Origin of the sequence: Cobetia sp. 3AK, from assembly GCF_029846335.1 — a bacterium.
GTDB classification, from domain to species: Bacteria; Pseudomonadota; Gammaproteobacteria; order Pseudomonadales; family Halomonadaceae; genus Cobetia; species Cobetia marina.
In genome coordinates this window covers 87,071-107,793 of record NZ_JARWKR010000009.1, presented here as the reverse complement: position 1 = coordinate 107,793, position 20,723 = coordinate 87,071, and the positions used below count along the sequence as shown (strand labels likewise).

General features: G+C 56.5%; 12 protein-coding genes and 1 pseudogene. 7 read left to right on the top strand and 6 right to left on the bottom strand.

The annotated features are described in order from the left end of the window. Window positions 1-184 precede the first annotated feature (184 nt). The 3 genes and pseudogenes from QD228_RS13520 (at window position 185) to QD228_RS13510 (ending at window position 7,576) form a co-directional block, all read left to right on the top strand. A complete protein-coding gene (locus QD228_RS13520) occupies window positions 185-4,981 on the top strand; it encodes a DUF3320 domain-containing protein (RefSeq protein WP_279875859.1) in 4,797 nt (1,598 codons plus the stop codon). A 706-nt stretch (window positions 4,982-5,687) separates the two neighbouring features. Continuing rightward, the gene (locus tag QD228_RS13515) at window positions 5,688-6,230 is read left to right on the top strand and encodes a hypothetical protein (RefSeq protein WP_279875858.1); all 543 of its coding nucleotides are present in this window, start codon (window positions 5,688-5,690) and stop codon (window positions 6,228-6,230) included. Window positions 6,231-6,583: 353 nt separating this feature from the next. After that, window positions 6,584-7,576, top strand: a pseudogene (locus QD228_RS13510) (IS481 family transposase). 76 nt (window positions 7,577-7,652) lie between these two features. Here QD228_RS13510 and QD228_RS13505 read toward each other — a convergent pair. The 3 genes from QD228_RS13505 to QD228_RS13495 form a co-directional block, all read right to left on the bottom strand. Further along, a complete protein-coding gene (locus QD228_RS13505; protein ID WP_279875857.1) occupies window positions 7,653-8,351 on the bottom strand; it encodes a flavin reductase family protein in 699 nt (232 codons plus the stop codon). A gap of 113 nt (window positions 8,352-8,464) precedes the next feature. After that, the gene (locus tag QD228_RS13500; RefSeq protein ID WP_279875856.1) at window positions 8,465-9,499 is read right to left on the bottom strand and encodes a methionine synthase; all 1,035 of its coding nucleotides are present in this window, start codon (window positions 9,497-9,499) and stop codon (window positions 8,465-8,467) included. 95 nt (window positions 9,500-9,594) lie between these two features. After that, entirely contained in the window at window positions 9,595-10,584 is a 990-nt protein-coding gene (locus QD228_RS13495; RefSeq protein ID WP_279875855.1) for a DUF1852 domain-containing protein, read from the bottom strand. A 738-nt stretch (window positions 10,585-11,322) separates the two neighbouring features. Between QD228_RS13495 and QD228_RS13490 the strand changes: the two genes are divergently transcribed. Beyond that, window positions 11,323-12,390, top strand: coding sequence for a hypothetical protein (locus tag QD228_RS13490; protein WP_279875854.1), 1,068 nt, complete (start codon window positions 11,323-11,325; stop codon window positions 12,388-12,390). A gap of 59 nt (window positions 12,391-12,449) precedes the next feature. Continuing rightward, on the top strand, window positions 12,450-14,078 hold the full coding sequence (locus QD228_RS13485) for a hypothetical protein (RefSeq protein WP_279875853.1): 1,629 nt from the start codon (window positions 12,450-12,452) through the stop codon (window positions 14,076-14,078). 395 nt (window positions 14,079-14,473) lie between these two features. Here QD228_RS13485 and QD228_RS13480 read toward each other — a convergent pair whose 3' ends face one another. Next, a complete protein-coding gene (locus QD228_RS13480) occupies window positions 14,474-14,596 on the bottom strand; it encodes a putative oxygenase MesX (RefSeq protein ID WP_216061527.1) in 123 nt (40 codons plus the stop codon). Between the two features lie 343 nt (window positions 14,597-14,939). Continuing rightward, window positions 14,940-16,979 carry a sigma-54-dependent Fis family transcriptional regulator gene (locus QD228_RS13475; RefSeq protein ID WP_279875852.1) on the bottom strand — a complete coding sequence of 680 codons (2,040 nt, stop codon included), beginning with the start codon at window positions 16,977-16,979 and terminating at the stop codon, window positions 14,940-14,942. A 427-nt stretch (window positions 16,980-17,406) separates the two neighbouring features. Between QD228_RS13475 and QD228_RS13470 the strand changes: the two genes are divergently transcribed. Next, a complete protein-coding gene (locus QD228_RS13470; RefSeq protein ID WP_279875851.1) occupies window positions 17,407-19,203 on the top strand; it encodes an NAD(P)/FAD-dependent oxidoreductase in 1,797 nt (598 codons plus the stop codon). A gap of 84 nt (window positions 19,204-19,287) precedes the next feature. Then, window positions 19,288-20,064: an SDR family NAD(P)-dependent oxidoreductase gene (locus QD228_RS13465; protein ID WP_279875850.1), complete on the top strand. Its 777-nt coding sequence runs from the start codon at window positions 19,288-19,290 to the stop codon at window positions 20,062-20,064. 184 nt (window positions 20,065-20,248) lie between these two features. Here the strand turns inward: QD228_RS13465 and QD228_RS13460 are convergent, their stop codons facing one another. After that, window positions 20,249-20,722 (bottom strand): META domain-containing protein, encoded by a 474-nt coding sequence (locus QD228_RS13460; protein ID WP_279875849.1) that lies wholly within the window; start codon window positions 20,720-20,722, stop codon window positions 20,249-20,251. Window position 20,723 lies beyond the last annotated feature (1 nt).

The window sequence follows — 20,723 nt, the reverse complement described above, 5'->3', positions numbered from 1 at the left end:
CTCGATGCCGCCCCTAGAAGACGAAATGATTGGCGGGGTTCGCGCTGCTGATCCTGAAGCTGTTGGCGGGGTAAGGGCGCTCTTCGACTCGCAGTACCAAGGCAATAATCGGTGACTGGGTCGGCCTCCCACGATAATAAACTACGAATTTTCAAATACGTGATCCACGCAGGGAACGCGCCACATGGATAAGTCATCACTTGCGCAAAAGCTCGAGCTCGCTCGTCACGAACTCCTCGACATGGGGCTGCGCGGGAATCCGCTTCTGCATGTGCCCAGCAATAAGCGTTTCCTCGACGTCGTGGATGAGCGGTCGACCGAAGTCGCCAACATCTTGGTCGAGGAAAAGAAAGCCATGCGCTTCTTGCCTCTTCCAGAGATATACGAGAAGGACGAGTCCGACTCGGGCGACGAGCAGGGCGAGGCGCAAGATGAAGAACAGGAGCCTCTTCTGCCCCTGGAGGAGTATCTCGAGCGGGAGCATGGCGAAGAGCGCTTCAGCGACCTCTACCTGCAGACGCGCCTTCCAGCCCGCGAACTGGATACGCGCCTGATCAAGCTGGAAAACGAAGCCCATACTCTGCTTCAGGAGCAGGGCATCGAGGTACTGTACCTGGCATTGGGGTTCTTAGAGTGGTATGAGGACGAGAATGCCCGCACATCGCGTCATGCCCCCCTGATCCTGCTGCCGGTGGAGCTCCAGCGAGAGTCGGCACGTGCCGGCTTCACTCTTTCATTTACCAATGCTGAAATGGGCGGCAACCTGGCCTTGGCCGCCAGGCTGAAGCAGGACTTCCGCCTCACGCTTCCCGAGTTCGATGAAGAAACGTCTCTGATAGACTACTTCGGACAGGTCCAGCAGATGATCGTCGATCGCCCCCGGTGGAAGATACATGTCGATCAGATTCGGCTGGGCCTGTTCTCGTTCGGCAAGTTCCAGATGTACACCGATCTTGACCCGGAAAATTGGCCAGAGTCGCATGAGTTGCTGGACCATCCTCAACTAGAGAAACTCTTCGAGACTGGCTATCGCGAGGATGCCGAGCGTCTCGAATCGTCGGCTGGGCATGATTTGCTGAAGACACCTGAGGCACTTCATCTGGTCAAGGATGCTGACTCCAGCCAACTAGAGGCCATCTTGGCGGTGATGGAGGGGGCCAGCCTGGTAATACAGGGCCCCCCGGGGACTGGCAAGTCCCAGACCATTAGTAATCTCATCGGGGAGGCACTGGCTCGCGGCCAGAAGGTGCTGTTCGTTGCCCAGAAGATGGCGGCCCTGGAAGTCGTCAAATCACGTCTAGATCAGTGTCATCTTGGCGATGCCGTGCTCGAGCTGCACAGCCACAAGAGCAACAAGAAGGTTGTCTTCGATTCCCTGCGCCAGGTATTCGATAACGGGCGTCCCAAGGTGCCGGACAGGACGCACGAGTATCAACGTCTCGGCGAGGTGCGCGAGTCGCTGGATGGCTATGTTGAACAGCTCCGAGCACCCATACTCGCTTCGCAGACCGACTATGTGACGGCTTTAGGGCGCATGCTGTCGCTGCAAAGCGATGACCGCCTGCAAGCTCTGTCGCGAATCGACTTCCAGCATTTGAGCGACTGGGGGCCCCAGGAACTCTCGCGAGGGCAGCGTGCCATGGAGGCCATGGGCGACTATCTGGCCGAGTACGGGCCGCCCTCAGAGAACCCCTACTGCCACTCGCAGCGTCATGCTTTATCCCCCGGCGAAGAGCGGGAGCTTTGCAAGTTGGTTCAGCGGGCCGCCGATCAGCTGACGGAACTAACCGACAATGCCGTCGCATTGGCACAGGCCATGCAGTTGCCGATTCCGCAGAACTTCGGCGACATCGCTATCCTTCAGCGTGCCGGAAAAAGGGCGCTCAACGCGCCGCACTTAGCCGGTGTGAAGGTCAATACCGAGGAATGGCAGGCCCGTCGTGACGAGGTAAAGCAGGCCATCACAGCCGGCCAGGCCCTATCGCGCACCCGCGACGGCATGCAGACACGCTTCATTGAGGCAGTGTATGACGCCGATCTGCTGCCGATTCGCACTGGTCTCGCCGGTAGGGCGGATAAGTGGTGGCGCATTTTCTCAGGCGAGTACCGTCGGGCCGCCGCCGCCCTGAAAGGCTATGCCCGTGGCCAGCTGGATGGATCGCCGGTGGAATGGCTGAGCTGGGTGGACGAGTTGCTGGAAGCCCAGCAGCACCGGAAGACGCTGGAGCGCCTGTCGCCCACCTGCCAGACCCTATTTGGGGCACAGTGGCAGGGGGAAGAGAGCGACTGGTCGGTGTTGGCCCAGCTCGCCGAGTGGATCGTCGACCTGTATGAGGCGATCGGCAAGGGCGAGCTGCCGGCTGGCCTGGCGGCCTTCTTGGACGGCAATCCGGACCTTCGGGAACATACCAACCAAGTGGAGGCGCTTCTGACACAGTCGGAGCGCGTCCAAGGGCTACTTAGAGAGCTCTGCCACCAGATCCAGTGGCAGGATGAGGTGTCACAGGTGACTCTAGGGGCCTGGCACCAATGCCTTTCCGGCTGGCGAGACAGCGCCCAACTGTATGCAGTGGTGCGCTTCAATCAGCTCGGCGAAGACCTCGAGGCGGCAGGCCTTGGTCACTTGACGGCGACTTTGGCCAGCTGGTCTCACGCACCTCGCGCCCTGAGCGCATGGCTGGAACTAAGCTATTTCGGGGGCCTGGTAGATCATGCCTATGTTGAGCGTTCTTGCTTGGCACGTTTTGATCGGCTGACCCATGAGCGCTTAATCCAAGAGTTCAGTCAGCTGGATGAGGCCAGCTTCCGATATGCCCAAGAGACCTTAGTCGAGCGCCTCCACTCCAATCTCCCCTCCAAGCATGCTCCGGGCGAAATGGAGATCCTGCGCCGGGAATTCACCAAGAAGCGGCGCCACCTGCCTATTCGCAAGTTGCTGCGTGAGGCGGGGGCGGTGATTCAGCAGGCCAAGCCTGTGTTCATGATGAGCCCCATGTCAGTAGCGGGCTATCTCGCTCAGGGAGGCCTCGACTTCGACCTGGTGATCTTCGACGAGGCGAGTCAGATCCCGGCACCTGAGGCCTTGGGTGCGATTCTTCGGGGACGCCAGGTCGTCGTGGTCGGTGACAGCAAGCAGATGCCTCCCACTAACTTCTTCGGGCAATCCGTCGAGCTCAGCGATGAAGAGGCCGACGAGAGTGCCACGGCCGATGTGGAGAGTATCCTTGGCATGATGAAGGCTCGCGGCATGCCGGAACGCATGCTGCGCTGGCACTACCGTAGTCGCCATCATTCCCTTATTGCCGTCTCGAACGATCAGTTTTACGACAATCAGCTGCTGATCTTCCCGAGTCCCGGTGTCCATCCCGAGGCCAGAGGGCTGCGTTTCCATCACCTGCCCGAGACCCACTACGACCGTGGTGGCTCGCGGACCAACGCGGGTGAGGCCCGTGCTGTGGCCGAGGCGGTGATCCGGCACGCGCAAGACTCCCCCCAGTTATCGCTTGGGGTGGTAGCTTTCAGCACTGCCCAGCGAGAAGCCATTCTGCTGGAGGTGGAGCGTCTGCGCCGAGAGCACGAAGAGCTCGAGGGCTTCTTCCGTCATCACGACGGCGGTGATGAGTTCTTCATCAAGAATCTGGAAAACGTTCAGGGCGACGAGCGCGACGTGATCTTTATCAGCGTTGGGTATGGGCGCACGTCGGCAGGCCGGCTCGGACAGAACTTTGGCCCGATCAACAAGACTGGCGGTGAACGGCGCCTGAACGTGCTGATTTCTCGCGCGCGTTTGGCCATGGACGTCTTCGCCAATTTCCAGGCCAATGAGTTGAAGGTTACGGAGTCATCGCCGTTCGGGGTCCGTGCATTGCATGTCTTCCTCAAGTATGCCGAGACGGGAGAGTTACCGACCCACGAGATAACAGACAGGGAACCGGACTCGCCCTTCGAGTGGGAGGTGATGCGCGCCATTCAGGACCTTGGCTATGAGGTCCAGCCGCAGGTTGGCAGCCAGGGGTTCTTCATCGATCTGGCCGTTCGCGATCCAGAGGCTCCCGGCCGCTTCCTGCTGGCCGTGGAGTGCGACGGCGCCAGCTATCACAGCAGTGCTATTGCGCGTGACCGGGATCGTTTGCGTCAGTCTGTACTGGAAGGACTGGGCTGGCGCTTCCATCGCATCTGGAGCACCGAGTGGTTCCGTAATGCTGCCGCTGAGACTGAGCGCTTGAAGGAGGCCTTGGAGGCGGCCAGTCGGTACCAGAAGGACCTGGAAGCCCAGACAAGAGCGGCGTCGGAGGGCATCACTCTGAAGCGGGAGAACGAGCCTCAGGATAAAGAGGCCTCTGAGGAAAACGTTGGCAGCGGCATAGCGCGTGAAAACGTTGCAGAACCCTCGGTGGGCATACCGGCTTACGCCCCGGTCGACGCCTCTAGAATTGGTTTGTCTGCCACTGATAGCCAGTTCGATGAGATCCATGCGGATCGTTTGCAGAGAGCCATTCTGGCCGTGGTTGAGGGCGAGGGGCCGATCCACAGAAAAATGCTGCTGATTAGGCTGACCGATTCTACGGGGGTGCAGCGTGCAGGGGCTCGGATTCAGCGGCGCGTAGATACCGAATGCCGATCTATGGTGAAGAAGGGCTTACTGAATCAGGATGGAGATATTTTTGATGTCGTTAGCCGCGTCGCTCTGGCCCTGCGGGACTGGAGCGTTCTGCCAGCGAGCCAGCGCAAGTTCGATTTGGTGCCAGAGGTAGAGCTTGAGAATGCCATTCTGCAGACGATTCGCGATGGCGTCTCGGTCGGGCCAGAGGACGCCATGAGCGCGGCTATCAACCAGCTGGGCTTCAAGCGTCTGACTGGGCCGATTCGGCAGCGTCTCGAGGCGCTTATCAGTAGGTTGATGAATGAGGAGAAGGTGCTGGAACGTAACGGGCGGCTGCAATTGGTTCTAGTGGCTGTGACTAACAACCTAGATTCATAGAATAAGTGCAGCACTTTGAATCACTCGGTAGAAGCAAAAGGGCCAGCGCCGGTACCCTCTCTGCTTTACCGACCAAAGTGAAGCAGAGCATGAGCTACCAACAGCTGACCCAGACCCAACGATACCAGATTCATGCACGTCGTGACGTAGGATTGAGTCGATGACAGATCGCTAAAGCCCTTGGCGTTCATAACAGTACCGTCAGTCGCGAGTTGCGCTGAAACGCGATCGATAGCAACTACCATCCCGCGCGGGCCCAGTCATGTAGCGATCATCGACGCCGTACTGCCAAGAAGCGGACCAAGCGCTTACCCAGTATGATCGCCGCCATTGCTGGCCGCCTGCGTGAGGAATGGAGCCCAGAGCAGATCAGCCGTTTTATCGCGCCCTTGCCCGGCATTCTTATTATACTCATGATGCTTACTACGTTTTTTCGGTTGGAGCAGTGCTTGCCTTGTTTTTAGCAGGACAGTTGTGGTGATAACTGGACGATAAGGTATATGCATAAGGGGATGATATTTCGAGATATGGATAGATACTCTGGTCTCATACATATCTGACTAACCGGCAGTATTGAGGTAAGGTGCTGAATTTAAAGTTTTATTTCCTGCTGTTGACATTCTGGAGTTAAATGATTTACGCTTTGTATTTCATTAGAGGTTGTTAATAAACTGCAAGTATAGAGTTCGAGAAAAGAGAGGTTTATATGAGTGATAAAAAAGATGCTAAACCTTTTGGGTTTTCTTCAGGAACATTGCTTGAAGATATTGATTGCGATTTTAAGGAGCTTGCTAATTGTATCTATACAACATCTACTCCCCCCAATAAGCATGGGAAGTTCGAGGAATATATATTTAAGGTTGCACCTGTATCTGGATTGTATTGGGTTAAGGCTTTAGGGAAAACTATTTCTACTGACTCCACCGGTTTTTTGCTACAGCAAGAGTTAGATAGCATGCAGGCTAGGCTCAATAAAGTCTACGGGAATTCAGAAAGTATTTCGTTTTCTACTCATGGTACAATTTGGAATGAGCCGCAAGATTTTATGATGGGGCTATTGAGTAACGAAATTTTTTATGCGGCTAGTTGGAATACAGAGAATTGTAACCTTCCAAGTAATCTTAAGTCTATTTATCTAGGTTTATCTGCTATTGATAGAGATAGTGGCTATATGGTCTTAGAGTATAGCTTCACTAATGAAGACGATGCGGAAGAAGAAGTTCAAAATAGTGAAGATGGTATTTTGTGATTTCATCATCAAATGTGATTGATTTTCTAATGTATGCCTTGTTATTTTTAATAAACGAATGATGTTTTGCAAAGATTTATCGCACCGCTACGATCATGCTTGAAGCTGATGATGCTTATTGGTTGATAATGATCGTGGCGGTTTTTAATATTGGTTTATGATTTCTTGATTGCTGCTTCTGAATGCAATATTTATCTAAAAGGATAAGGTATTGCATTCAGAATCTGCGGTGAGAAGTTATTGAGTTTTCTAGTTTCCTATTTGTAGGGTCTCGGATGTTCAATTGACTAGAATAAGCTATTCTTTGCTTGCTGCCAGAGGGCTTCTTCGTCAGTTCGTTCAGGAGCATCGAGATGGACATCAAGCTTCATAAGCAAGCGACTACCACACCCAAGGTCCGTGCTGAGATCTAGGCCGCTCCTGCCCACATCCCGGACACGGTATTGGCGGAGCGATTTGGCGTGAGTGATATGACCATCCGCCGGTGGCGGCATCGAGACGACGTCTATGATCGTCCTCACACGCGTCATGACCTCCTGGCCACCCTCAACAGGGAGCAGGAAGAAGTGCTCATCGCCGCCAGAACGTTCCTTCGTCTGGGGCTGGATGATCTCCTCGTGGTGGCTCGTGAGTTTCTTCATCCGACCCTTTCCCGCGCAGCCTTGCACCGGATGTTGAAAAGACGGCAGGTGCCGACACTTGCCGAGCTGGCACGCCAGGACCAAGAGGACAACAAGCAGGCTCCCAAGGCATTTCGGGACTACGAGCCAGGCTACCTGCATATCGACATCAAGTACCTGCCACAGATGCCCGATGAGACCCAGCGGCGGTACCTGTTCGTGGCCATCGACCGCGCCACGCGCTGGGTCTATCTTGAGGTGCGCTCCAGCCAGTCAGCGAAAGACGCAGAGGGGTTCTTCCATCGCGTTATCGACAAGGCAGCGTTCAAGGTTCAGAAGGTGCTGACAGACAATGGAAAGTGCTTCACCGATCGTTTCACGTCGGGCGGTGAACGTAAGCCGACAGGAAGCCATCTTTTCGACAAGGCCTGTGCACAGCATCATGTCGAACACCGGCTCATCCGTCCGGGTCACCCCCAAACCAACGGGATGGTCGAGCGCTTCAATGGCCGTATCAGCGATGTGCTGACGACTCGACGCTACGAATCGAGAGAGGATCTGGAGCAGACACTCAAGCGTTACTGTTGGCTCTACAATCACTGCATCCAGCAGAAAGCATTACATCATCAGACGCCGATATCAGCTATGAAAGATTGGCAAAAAAGGCGGCCCGAGCTTTTCCACAAGCGGGTAATCAATCAGACGAGACCCGACACCTATTCTTAGGAGAAAGCTACTATTCTGGGCTATCGAATGATGTCCTGAGCACAGTGCTTTTTGCTTCATTGATCACTATGGTGCATCATTCAGCTACAGCCAAATCCCCATACTTTCCCTTGAAATAGAGCAGCGGCCGCGCGGCCGTAGCAACATCCAGATTCAGCCCCTTCACTTCTCCGATTACGATCAGGTGATCACCTGCGGGGTGCTCAGCGTGAATCTTGCAGTCGAGCCAGTGCAGGCTGTCATTGATCACCGGGTTGCCGAGAGGGGAAAGCTGCCAGTCGATACCTTGCCATTTGTCTGCGCCGCGCATGGCGAACTGGTTGGAGACGTGGCTTTGCTCGCTGGAGAGGATGTTGACGGCGAAGCGCTCTGCCTGGCGAATCTTCGGGTAGCTGAACGAGCTTGCCTTGACGCTGAAGGAGATCAGCGGCGGATTCATCGAGACGCTGTAGAACGACTGGCAGGTGAAGCCGATCGGTTCGTCGTCGACCTGGGTGGTGATGATGGTGATGCCGGAGGCGAAGTGGCCGAGGGCTTCACGGAAACTGGCGGGGTCGATGGTGATGTCAGCTTTGGTGTCGGTATCGGAGAGTGACATGGCAAGTCCTGGAAGATTGGGGAGATGGTAATTGTCAGCCGTGGGGGAAGGGCTGCAGCGATAGCGCGGGACTGGGTGATTGAGTGACAAGGATGTGAGTGATGAAAAAATGGCCGTCGTGAATTCTTCACGATGGCCATTTTTGTTTGCGGCGGTATCAGCCGCAGCTGCTTCCACTCTCGAGCACTATCGTCGGGCCAACTCGGTTCGGGACTAGCCTGGCGCTATCTGATCAGTGCTGTGTCTTGCCCCGCGCTGTACTTTGGCCAGTTCAGAGTTTCGCCAAGCGATCAGCGCTGCGCTTCGAGTTCCTTGCGTACGATGGCGGCGCCGGCGCTTAGTGCCTGCAGCTTGCCGCGGGCGACTTCACGGGAGAGCGGAGCCATGCCGCAGTTGGTGCAGGGGTAGAGCTTGTCGGCATCCACGAATTGCAGCGCCTTGCGCAGGGTCTCGGCGACCTCTTCCGGCGTCTCGATGGTGTTGTTGGCGACATCGATGGCACCAACCATTACCTTCTTGCCACGGATCAGCTCGATCAGCTCCATCGGCACGTGGGAGTTGTGGCATTCCAGCGAGACGATATCGATGTTGGATTGCTGAAGCTTCGGGAAGGCCTCTTCGTACTGACGCCACTCGGAGCCCAGGGTGTTCTTCCAGTCAGTGTTGGCCTTGATGCCGTAGCCGTAACAGATATGGATGGCGGTCTCGCACTTGAGGCCTTCGATCGCACGCTCCAGCGTGGCGATACCCCATTCATTGACTTCATCGAAGAACACGTTGAAGGCCGGTTCATCGAACTGGATGATGTCGACGCCTGCTGCTTCGAGCTCCCTGGCTTCCTCGTTGAGGATCTTGGCGAATTCCCAGGCCAGCTTCTCGCGGCTCTTGTAATGGCCATCGAAGAGGGTGTCGACCATGGTCATCGGGCCAGGCAGTGCCCACTTGATCGGCTGATCGGTCTGCGAGCGCAGGAACTTGGCATCTTCGACGAACACCGGCTTCTGACGAGAGACCGGGCCGACTACGGACGGCACGCTGGCTTCGTAGCGATCTCGGATCTTGACGGTTTCGCGCTTCTCGAAATCCACACCATTCAGGTGTTCGATGAAGGTGGTGACGAAGTGCTGACGCGATTGCTCGCCATCGCTGACGATGTCGATCCCTGCGTGTTGCTGCTCCTGCAGGGAGACGCGCAGGGCATCCTGCTTGCCCGCGATCAGTGCCTCACCCTCGAGCTTCCAGGGGGACCACAGGACCTCTGGTTCGGCGAGCCAGGAGGGTTTCGGCAGGCTGCCAGCGGTGGAGGTCGGGAGTAATCTCGTCATGATGAATAACCTTGTCCTTGGAATGGTTCAGATAGCGAATGTCGTTCGTCGATCAGCGCGCTGTTTGCGGATCAGTGAGCTGACCGATGATGAATTTATTGGTTGGCGGACCAGTTGGTGGACCACTGCTCGAGCAGGTTCTGGTAAGGCTTGATGAAGCTTTCTTCCACGAACTTGCCCTGCTCGATGGCGAGCTGACTGCGCTCTTCGCGGTCGTACACGATGCGCGTCAGTGAGTGGTCCTGCTGCTTCAGGCTCGCCTGATAGGATTTGCCGGCCACGGAATTGGCGTTGTAGACCTCAGGACGATAGATCTTCTGGAAGGTGTCCATGGTGCTGATGGTGCTGATCAGTTCCAGATTGCTGTAATCGTTGAGCAGGTCGCCGGTGTGGTAGAAGGCCAGCGGCGCAACGCTGCCCGGCGGCATGAAGTAGCGCACCTTCAGGCCCATCTTGCTGAAGTACGCATCGGTCAGAGAATCATCATCCTGGCGATATTCCACCCCGAGGATCGGGTGCACGTTCTCGGTCTGCTGGTAGGTCTTGGTGGTGGAGACGCTGATGCAGATGACCGGCGGCTTCTTGAAGCATTCCTTGTAGGCAGCAGAACCCACGAAGGCCTGGAACAGGTTGCCGTGCAGTACGCCGAACTGTTCCGGAACGCTGAAGGATTCCTTGCCCTTGTTGTGCTCCAGCAGGCGCACGCTGAAGTCATAATCGCGCACGTAGGACGAGAAGTTGTTGCCGGTCACGCCGTCAATGCGCTGATTCGTCTGGTGATCGACGATGGTGGTCTGCAGGATCTCGATGATCGGCAGGGCATTGTCGGAACGCGCGGCATCGAGATTCAGCTCGACGGAGATGATGTCCAGCTCGACGGAGTAACGATCGCCCTTGGGGTTGTCCCAGTTGGCCAGCGCATTGAATCGGTTGTTGATCATGTTCAGCGTGCTGCGCAGGTTCTGCTGACGGCTCTCACCACGCGCCAGATTGGCGAAGTTGGTGGTCAGACGGGTGTTTTCCGCCGGCGTGTAGTTCTCATCGAAGCGCAGACTCTTGATGCTGAAACCGAATTCGTTGCTCATGGTCGTTCACCCTGATCCTGAGAGAGATAATTCACTGTGTCGTCGACATCTTCCCGTGATCTTTCAGGCGTCTCGTGAGCGGGTTGCTCTCTGTGAGAATGCATCCATGCCGGGAGAGGCACGCTGCTCGCCATCACGTTCCGTGTGAAGGCTCTGGCGGCGGTGAAGTGCAGCGCCATGGGAAGTCTTCATCAACGATCTGATGCAGGTGAGTATCCATTCAAGAGCTCCATGAGACAAACTGGATTTTTTAATGTTCAAGTTGAGTAAAATTCATGATGAGGGCGGGCGTCATTTCGGGCGCTGTGAAAACAGGCGAATCGCGCGGGGAGGGGGGGGGGGCTCAGTACGTGCGTAACGTGAGCCGCAGAGAAGCTAAAGCGTCGCACACCGGAGTGATAATGTACGTCGTACGTCCTGCAAAGATGCTGTACGGCGAAGGGCGCCAAGCTGTGACACGGATTGTCGTATCAGTAATTCAAGCTAATTATTACGGCAAGAAATGGAGTGAGCGCCTGTATTATGGAAACATGCCTCAAGAATCATTGCTCTCGGTCGATATGTGTGGGGTAACACCTAGCTCACGGTAGCTCGCTGGGATATCTGATGTGATCCACTTGCTATATTGGCCATCATCCATATAACCCAAAGTCGTATTACAATTTAGGCAAGAAACTTCCATAGCTGATCAATAAGGACATTGTTATGCCACTTCCCTTAATCCTTGCTGGAGCAGCCTTGGCTAGCGCCGCCTACGGCGCGAAGAAAGGCTATGATGGTTATCAGAGCCATTCGGAAGCCGATGAGATCGTTAAGAGTGCTAAGCAGCGCTATGACGAAAAACGAGAAGTTTTTAACGAGGTGGAGAAGACGACAACGGGAGTACTCGAAGCGCTGGGAAAAAAAGAGCTGGGGATTGGTAAGCGTCTCGGCGAGTTCAAGGTTTTGGCTGACAAGCTTCAGCAGCAGTTGAATGAGGGACGAAATAAAAAGTTGGAAATTAATATTCCCAAGCATAAGCTCCATGAAATTGAGGAATATAGCTACACAGCTGTTGGCGTGCTGGGGACGGTCGCAGGAGCCAGCACTGCCGGTGTTGCTGCAGGGTTTGCAGTCTACGGTGGCGTCATGGCCCTGGGCGCAGCGTCAACGGGCACTGCGATCTCGTCTTTGGCAGGGGTTGCAGCCACTAATGCAACCTTGGCGGCCATTGGTGGTGGCTCTTTGGCGACTGGTGGCATGGGCATGGCCGGTGGAACGGCAATTCTTGGGGCCGCAGTAGCTGGTCCTGTATTGGCGATTGCAGGCTGGGCTTATAATAGTCATGGTAAAGAAGCTCTCAAGAATGCTCGCCAGGCCGACGAGGAAGCCAATGAATCCATCCAAAAGCTGGAGCGTGCCATTGAGCATCTTTGTCAGACTATTACTTATGTGCGTAAGATCAAAAATACACTAACATCACTTGATGATAAGTTTACTTTGTATTTTGATCAGCTTAAGGAAATTGACGGCCATCTGCAGTATGTTAAGAGTCATGACCTCGGTGTGGCACAAGAAATAAGCAAGATGAATGAAGAGATCATGCGTACCATTGAAAATGGCTATGCATTGGCAGCTATTATGGTTGATCTTATCACTACTCCGATATTTAAAGTTAAGACTGTAGATGGTGGAGTACTTCTGGATGAGAAAGGTGTGCCTGTTATGGAGGCAGATGAAGAGGGCTCTATGATACTCAATCATAGTGAATTGGATAATCAGCTTGAAGAAGCGACATCCAGTGTGGAAGGCATCAAGGAAGCTTGATGTCGCCAGTGGGGAGTGAAAGCTCCCCACTATCACCTTTTCTTTTCATGAGTCTCTCTATGCACACTTTAGCGCAGGATTTCAATTGGGTCACAGAACTCGAAAAAACCGTCGTTAATAGTTTGGCAACTAGTTTCGGTTTGGACTTTCTTCTGTTTGAGGATAAGATAGGCGGAAACGTCGACACCGTTCATAACGCTCGCCAAGGGATTTGGGCTACGGATGGCGAAAAGAAACGTTACGAGCAGCGAGGTGAATACGACTCACACCCTTATCATACGCACGAAAATTATATAAATACCGGTAAGCAAGATAAGCTACTCCATCGAGAAGGCGGTCTGCATGACCCCTACCGAAAAACTATCATGGGAGTGGATCATGAACGCCATCTTGACCATGTGATTAGTGCCAACGAAATCCATAATGACGCTGGGCGTGTCCTTGCTGAGCTCGATGGCGTGGAGCTAGCGAATCAAGATAGCAACCTTCAATCTACTCAAGGAACGATCAACAGGTCAAAGAATGCTACATCAATCGACGCCTATCTAGATAAGCTGCCCGGAACAATCAGTACCCATGAATCCACCTTAGCCAGGGACCGCCAGAAGCTTGAAAACCATCTGCGTGACACACCGCAGCAGCAGCACGAAGCGCGTACGCTGGAAGATAAGATTCGGAAAACCGAGGATAAAATCCAGCAGCTTAAATCCGTCGATCCCGATAGTATGCGGGAACGAGATGCCGAAGCCCGAAAACCCTACGAACAGCAGATCAATCGCTCTTATTACACTAGCAGCAAGTTCGTAAAGCAGACCGCTAAGGCATCGGGTATGGCGGGGGTGAAGATGGGCACCCGCCAAATGTTGGGGTTGATCATGGCTGAGGTCTGGTTCGAACTGCGCGAGCAAATTCCAGCCTTGGTAGAGAAGAATAGAGAAAACTTTGATTTTTCATCATTCATCGACAGTATCAACAAGACACTGAAAGGTATCTGGATACGAGTAAAGGCACGCTTCAATGACTTTCTTACGGCCTTCAAGGATGGCGTCTTCGGCGGCGTATTTGCCAGCCTCACAACCACGCTCTTCAATGTGTTTGCTACAACGCAGCGCATGGCAGTAAAAATCATCCGAGAGGTCTGGGGTCAGTTTGTAAAGGCCATAAAGTTGCTGATTTTTAACCCCGACCAGTTAGGCTTTGTTGATCTGTGTAAGGCTGTCGTCTCCGTGCTGTCCGTTGGGGCTGCTACGGTGGTGGGATCTGTGGCCTATACCCAACTATTGCCGATCTGTAATTTTCCGCTGGGTGCCGAGCTGGCGGCTTTCTGTAGCGCGCTGGTAACTGGCGTCGTCACTTTGGGGCTGAGCTACTTCATGCTCCATAGCGGCATAGCAAAAAAAATCTGGGCGTTTGTTGAGTCGATCACGCCGCATGCCGACATGATCGCGAAATTCCAGTCCATCAACGCTGAGCTGGATCAGTATCTTATAGAGCTGGGCAAGCTCGAGTTTAATCTTGATGCAGATGAGCTGGAAGACTTCTCGCAACAGTTAGTAGCTTGTAACAATGAACTTCAGAGGGGTTCGCTCTTACAAGACGAAGTTGATAAGAGAGGTATAGAATTGCCCTACGAGATGGGGAACTCTGAGAGCACGCGGAAATGGTTGGCATCATGCATCAAGGGATAAGCACGTTTCCATGCACCCAATGTGGCCTTTGTTGTCAGCATGTTAATTTGGCGAACGAGACTAAGCCCCTTGATCGGGGAGATGGTACTTGCAAGCATTACAATGATGCTGATAAGAGATGTAACATTTACGCCGATCGACCTGATATTTGCCGGATCGATCGGCAGTATGAGTTGCATTATACTGATCAATATAGTTGGGATGAGTTTGTAGATATTAACTTGGAAATATGTAGTATCTTATGGGAAGTATCTGAAAAAAGTTAATCATTAAGTCGGTGCTGTCTAAGGGGGGAGCACCGGCGTATGTCGTGGTTTTCGTTCAGATGTATTCCCTTTCAGCAAAGATCTGGCATCCCCCGCGACCCACCATGATGTAATCAATGACTCGAAACTCTACTGACGGCTCTCACCACGCGCCAGGTTGGCGAAGTTGGTGGTCAGGCGGGTGCTTTCCTGCGGCGTGGAGTTCTCATCGAAGTGCAGACTCTTGATGCTGAAACCGAATTCATTGCTCATAGCGTTCACCCTGATCCTGAGAAAGAAAATTGACTGTGTCGTCGATATCTTCTCGTGATCTTTCAGGCGTCTCGTGAGCGGGTTGCTCTCTGTGAGAATGCATCCATGATGTGAGAGGCACGCTGAGCGGGGATAGGCGGGCTCAGCACGTGCGTAACGTGAGCCGCAGAGACGTTGACGTGAGGAGTGGGTAAGAGGGTTAAGGGGGGAAAGAATGGAAAACACACGCTGGCCCGAACTTCCGTTCGGGCCAGCGTGTGTGGCAGGCACCTGACGCTTCAGAGCACGACATCCTCATGCACTCTTCATGCTCTTCACACTCGGCCATGAAGATGCAGCTGGTTCATGAGGCGAGCGGCTGATGATTGGGTGCCACCAGGCCATGGCGGCGCATGCGGCGGTAGATAGTGGGCCGCGAGACGCCGAGTTGGCGGGCGACCTGGCTGACGTTCCAATCCGTGTGGCGCAACAGCTCGAGCAATTCGCCTGCCTCTGTCCCAGCCTCCGCAGACGCGAACGCTGGAGAGGTAGTGCTCGAGGAAGCGCTGGATGCAATGGGGGAGGCAGCGGCAAGCGGACTGGCAGCCCCGCGAGTGCTGCCGGTGTGGGTCTGGCAGACCTCCGGCAGGTCATGCAGGGTGATTTCATCTCCCTCCGCGGTGGCCATCGCGAAGGCAATTGCATTGCGCAGTTGGCGTATGTTGCCCGGCCAGTGATGACTCAGCAGCGCACTGATGGCATCGGCGCGCAGGTGGAGTGACTGGTCGCGTTCGGCTTGTAGCTCCGCATGCAGCTGGCGAATGAGGTAGTGACGGTCGGCACGCTCACGCAGCGCAGGCAGCAGGAGTTCGGCGCCGTTGAGTCGGTAGTAGAGGTCTTCGCGGAATTGCCCGCTGGCGATCAGCTCCGTGACATCACGATGCGTGGCAGTGATGACGCGAATATCCACCTTGATGGGCGTCTCGGCCCCCAGTGGCGACACCTCCCGTTCGGCGAGTACGCGCAGTAGGCGCGACTGGAGCGGCAGCGGCATATCGCCGATCTCATCCAGGAACAGCGTGCCGCCGTCGGCTTGTTGGATCAGGCCGCGCATGCCCTTGGGCCTTCCTCCCGTGAACGCGCCCGGCAGATAGCCGAAGAGTTCACTTTCAATCAGCGATTCCGGGATGGCGGCGCAGTTCACCGCCACGAAGGGCGCCTTGGCGCGTGGCCCGCTGTCATGCAGCGCCCGCGCCAACACTTCCTTGCCAGTGCCCGTCTCACCACGAATCAGGATGCTCACATTCTCATGGCGCATGCGCCGCGCCAGCTTGAGCAGCCGGTGCATGGAAGGGTCATCTCCCGCGAGTTGGTCCAGCTCGGGCACCGGGTCATCCTGCTGACTGACGGTGGGGAGGGCCCGCACCGGATAGCCGCGTGGCTCGATCAGGGTCACGAAGACGATGGCGTCATCCGCCCGCAGACGGAAGGCGCGAATCTGATCCAAGCTGGCGTGCGGAATGCTCAGCAGCTCATTGAGCTCCCCATCAAACAGCTGCGTGACCGCGGGCAGGGTAGAGACCGTCCACGGTGGCCAGCGCGCCAGATGTGCATCGATCAGGCGTCGGCCTTCGTGATTGGCGGCGACCACCTTGCCATCTTCCTGAATGGCAAACAGGCCACGACCATTCAGGTGCACGAATTCCCGCGCCGTGTCGAAGCGCAGAATCAGGCAATCCCGATAGCGATGCAGAAAGTAGGCATCTTCGATCATGCGGGCATGCAGGGTGACCAGGGAGAGGGCAAAGGTCTGGCTTTCCTGCGGGCGTGGCGACTTCAGCGCCGAGATGTCGAGGGCGGCGATTACACGGCCCTGGGGATCGGTGATGGGGGCCGCCGTACAGGTCAGGTCGATGTGGGTAGCATCGAAGTGCTCACGCTGGTGGCAGGTGACGGCTGCGCCATCGTGCAGACAGGTGCCCGCCGCCGAGGTGCCGGCATAGCGCTCGTTCCAATCCGAGCCGAGATAGAGACCCGCGCGCCGCAGCTCACTCAATTGATCACGTTGACCCCGAAAATCTACCGCGATGCCACGTTGATCGGTGAGGATCAGCGCATAGCCATGTTCTGCGATCTGGCTATAGAGCCGCTCGACACCGGCACGCGCCACATGCAGTAGCTCATCCGCCGATTCCTGATGATCACGCAGCGCCTGCTGGGTAAGAACGCGGACCGGGCGAGGGCGGCTGGGGTCGAGCTGGTACTCCTCCAGACAGCGCTGCCACGAGCGACGGATGACATCGCGCTGAGTCTCGGGGAAGACGTCGCGGCCTTCGCCCAGTTGCATCAGGGTCTGGATATGCTGCCGCTTGTCGGACGGCATCGTTTCGAGTTGACGGATCATGGCTGCCTCGGCGCTGGCCGTCTCGAGACGGCTCTTTTGATTGTGGCTATGGCGCTTGTGAAAGTGGCGATGGCTCTTTTGATATTGGCGATGGCAATCGCGCTTGTCACGGCAGCGTCTATAGCAAAAGCGGCGTGTGCTCCTTCAAGCGTATGCGGTGTGGCGGGAGCGTCAATTACCCTGTCCTGCATCCTTGGTCGGGGCGTTACAGGTGTAACGCGACGTGTCAGGCGTACGGCGTACAGTTGTCACGAGGAAGGTGAAATGCCCCGCGAGACGAGGAGGGTGATGGTGCGGTAGTGGCGAATATTTGTCATTGATGACAAGTGGTTACGAGCTTTGTCAGTCGTGCATGACGAAGCTGGCATGCTTGATGCCTTGGATGGAAGGCGTGACTACAACATCCAACAACACGCGGAGAGACGCCATGACCGCACGCACGCCAACTCAGATCGCTCAGCAATGGCTCGATGATTTCGAGTCCTCCCTGACTCAGCGCGATATCGCCCGGGTTCTCTCGTTGTTTGGCGAGGAATGCTTCTGGCGCGATTTGATCGCCTTCACCTGGAATATCAAGACCTCAGAGGGCAAGGACGAGATCCAGTCGATGCTCGCGGCGACCCTCGAGCATGTCGCTCCCTCTCGCTGGCAACTGGATGGCGAGGCCAGTGAGGCCGGCGGCATCGTCGAAGCCTGGTTCACCTTCGAGACCGCCGATGCACGCGGCAAGGGCTTGTTGCGGCTGAAGGAAGGGCGCTGCTGGACGCTGTTGACCGCCATGCGCGAACTCAAGGAATTCCCCGAACCGCTGGGCATGCAGCGCCCCAAGGGCGCCGAGCATGGTGCCAACAAGCAACGTGAGACCTGGCTTGAGTCGCGTCAGCGCGAAGAGGCCGAGCTGGGCTACGAGCGCCAGCCGTATTGCGTGATCATCGGTGGCGGTCAGGGCGGTATCGGGCTGGCTGCAAGGCTCAGACAGATGGATGTGCCGACCATCGTGATCGACAAGAATCCGCGTGCGGGCGATGCCTGGCGCAATCGCTACAAGTCCCTGTGTCTGCATGATCCGGTGTGGTACGACCACATGCCTTACATTCCCTTCCCGGCAAACTGGCCGGTGTTCGCGCCCAAGGACAAGGTCGCGGACTGGCTGGAGATGTATACCAAGATCATGGAGCTCAATTACTGGAACTCCACGGCCTGTGAGAGTGCTCAGTTCGATGAGGCGAGCGGCGAGTGGGTGGTCGAGGTGGTGCGCGACGGCAAGCCCGTGACCTTGCGGCCCAAGCAGCTGGTACTGGCCACGGGCATGTCGGGCATGCCCAATGTGCCGCACTTCCCGGGGGCCGAGACCTTCGAAGGTGAGCAGCAGCACTCCAGTCAGCACCCGGGGCCGGATGCCTATCGTGGCAAGAAGGTGGTCGTGGTGGGCGCCAACAATTCCGCTCACGATATCTGCGCCGCGCTGTGGGAGCACGATGCAGATGTGACCATGCTGCAGCGCTCCTCCACGCATGTGGTGAAGTCCAACTCGCTGATGGAAGAGGCGCTGGGGCCGCTCTATTCCGAGCAGGCGGTGCAAAACGGCATCGATCACCACAAGGCGGACCTGATCTTTGCCTCGATCCCCTACCGGATACTGCCTGACTTCCAGCGCCCGATCTTCGAGGCGATCCGCAAGCGCGATGCCGTCTACTACCGTCGGCTGGAGGCGGCAGGCTTCCTGCTCGATTTCGGCGATGACGACTCGGGCCTGTTCCTGAAATACCTGCGTCGCGGCTCCGGCTACTACATCGATGTGGGCGCCTGTGATCTGGTCGCCAATGGTGACATCAAGTTGCGCAGTGGCGTCGGCATCGAGCGCATCAATCCGCGCTCGGTCACTCTGACCGATGGCTCGGAATTGCCCGCTGATCTGATCGTCTATGCCACCGGCTACGGCTCGATGAATGGCTGGGCGGCACGAATCATCTCGCAGGAGGTCGCCGACAAGGTCGGCAAATGCTGGGGCATGGGCTCCGATACGCTCAAGGACCCCGGGCCCTGGGAGGGCGAGCTGCGCAACATGTGGAAGCCGACCCAGCAGCAGGCGTTATGGTTCCACGGCGGCAACCTGCACCAGTCCCGCCACTACTCCCAGTATCTGGCGCTGCAGCTCAAGGCGCGTCTCGAGGGTATCCCGACGCCGGTCTACGGCCTTCAGGAAGTCCACCACCTGAGCTGAGGCCAGTGGCGCTGGACCGTGTGCCAGCGTCATGGCAGCAGCGCGGCATTTGCAGATTTCAGTGAGAGATTCAGGAGACGACTCATGCAACTGAACGACAGGATTGCACTGGTGACAGGGGGTGGGCGCGGTATTGGTCAGGGGATTGCGCTGGCATTGGCCAAGGCGGGCGCGGATGTCGTGGTGGCGGATCTGGATCTCGCCATCGCCCGCGAGACGGCGGCAAAAGTGGAGGCACTGGGTAGACGGTGTCTGGCGCTACAGGTCGATGTCGCGGATGCGGCGTCCGTGCGGCGCTTGATCGAGGAGGCCGAAGCCGGACTCGGCCCGCTCGATATCGCCGTCAACAATGCCGGCATCATCGGCATCCATTCCATCGATGCGCTGACGGTGGAGGAGTGGGACCGCGTCATGAACGTCAACGCCCGCGGTACCTTCCTGTGCACTCAGGCCGAGGTCGCCGTGATGCGCTCACGCCGCGTCGGGCGGATCATCAACGTGGCCTCGATGGCCGGCAAGGTCGGCTTTCCTGATCTGTCGCACTACTGTGCCTCGAAGTTCGCGGTCATCGGCTTTACCAACGCCGTCGCCAAGGAAGTCGCTGCGGAAGGCATCACCGTCAATGCGATCTGCCCGGGCGTGGTGGGCACCGGCATGTGGCGGGGCGAGAGCGGGCTCTCGGCACGCTGGAGTCAGGAAGGCGAAAGCGAGCCCGCTGCATGGGAGCGCCTGCAGAAGAGCCTGCTACCCCAGGGTGTCGCTCAGACACCAGAGGACATGGGGCAGCTGGTGGTCTACCTCGCCCAAGCCGAGCATGTGACAGGGCAGGCCATCGCCGTCGATGGTGGCTTCACGCTGTGAGTCAGGAATGAGCCAGCATTGAGTCAGCATAGAGAGCAAGGTTGAGCTCAGTGGCTGACGGCAAGGGGGGATCGCATGACACAACGCCGCCTTCCGGCAACGGGAGGCGGCGTTGTGGTGTCTGGTGTGTTGCACAGAGTATTCAGTCCAGCTTCACCCTGCACTGAGCGGCCAGCGATAGGAGTCAGTAAAGGTGAACGGCCTCCAAACGGGCACGCGACACACCTTGCTCATCGGTCAGCGTCAGTGTCTTGCCTTCTATCTGCCAGCCCGACACGTCATTGAGTGTCGCGAGGAAATCGCGTTCGAGTGATCCAGCCTCACCGGGGCATGCCATGCGCGTGGTGGCCAGACGATCGAAGCTGAGTTCGTGCTCGTCATGGTGGTATTCCCCCATCAGGCGATTGCAGCCGGTGGAACCGGCCACCCGCGAGTTCTGTGTCGAAGCGTCTGGGGTATGCAAGACGATGTGGGCTTCACGTTTGCCCTCCACCACGGGTGTCGGCTGGGCATCGAGTGTCACCAGCTTCCAATAGGTGTTTTCCAGTGGCTCGTCGACGCCTTGTTGACCGGGGGAGGATTGAGCGCCCGCGCAGCCGCCCAGGGTGAATACTGCGCTCATCACGGCGGCCCATGTCATCGCTTGAGTCGTTTTCATC

What these genes read in the sequence shown, in the direction of transcription:
- QD228_RS13500 (WP_279875856.1), bottom strand. Translation starts at nt 9,499, where the DNA reads ATGACGAGATTACTCCCGACCTCCACCGCTGGCAGCCTGCCGAAACCC.
- QD228_RS13485 (WP_279875853.1), top strand. Translation starts at nt 12,450, where the DNA reads ATGCACACTTTAGCGCAGGATTTCAATTGGGTCACAGAACTCGAAAAA.
- QD228_RS13520 (WP_279875859.1), top strand. Translation starts at nt 185, where the DNA reads ATGGATAAGTCATCACTTGCGCAAAAGCTCGAGCTCGCTCGTCACGAA.
- QD228_RS13495 (WP_279875855.1), bottom strand. Translation starts at nt 10,584, where the DNA reads ATGAGCAACGAATTCGGTTTCAGCATCAAGAGTCTGCGCTTCGATGAG.
- QD228_RS13475 (WP_279875852.1), bottom strand. Translation starts at nt 16,979, where the DNA reads ATGATCCGTCAACTCGAAACGATGCCGTCCGACAAGCGGCAGCATATC.
- QD228_RS13470 (WP_279875851.1), top strand. Translation starts at nt 17,407, where the DNA reads ATGACCGCACGCACGCCAACTCAGATCGCTCAGCAATGGCTCGATGAT.
- QD228_RS13460 (WP_279875849.1), bottom strand. Translation starts at nt 20,722, where the DNA reads ATGAAAACGACTCAAGCGATGACATGGGCCGCCGTGATGAGCGCAGTA.
- QD228_RS13480 (WP_216061527.1), bottom strand. Translation starts at nt 14,596, where the DNA reads ATGAGCAATGAATTCGGTTTCAGCATCAAGAGTCTGCACTTCGATGAG.
- QD228_RS13515 (WP_279875858.1), top strand. Translation starts at nt 5,688, where the DNA reads ATGAGTGATAAAAAAGATGCTAAACCTTTTGGGTTTTCTTCAGGAACA.
- QD228_RS13465 (WP_279875850.1), top strand. Translation starts at nt 19,288, where the DNA reads ATGCAACTGAACGACAGGATTGCACTGGTGACAGGGGGTGGGCGCGGT.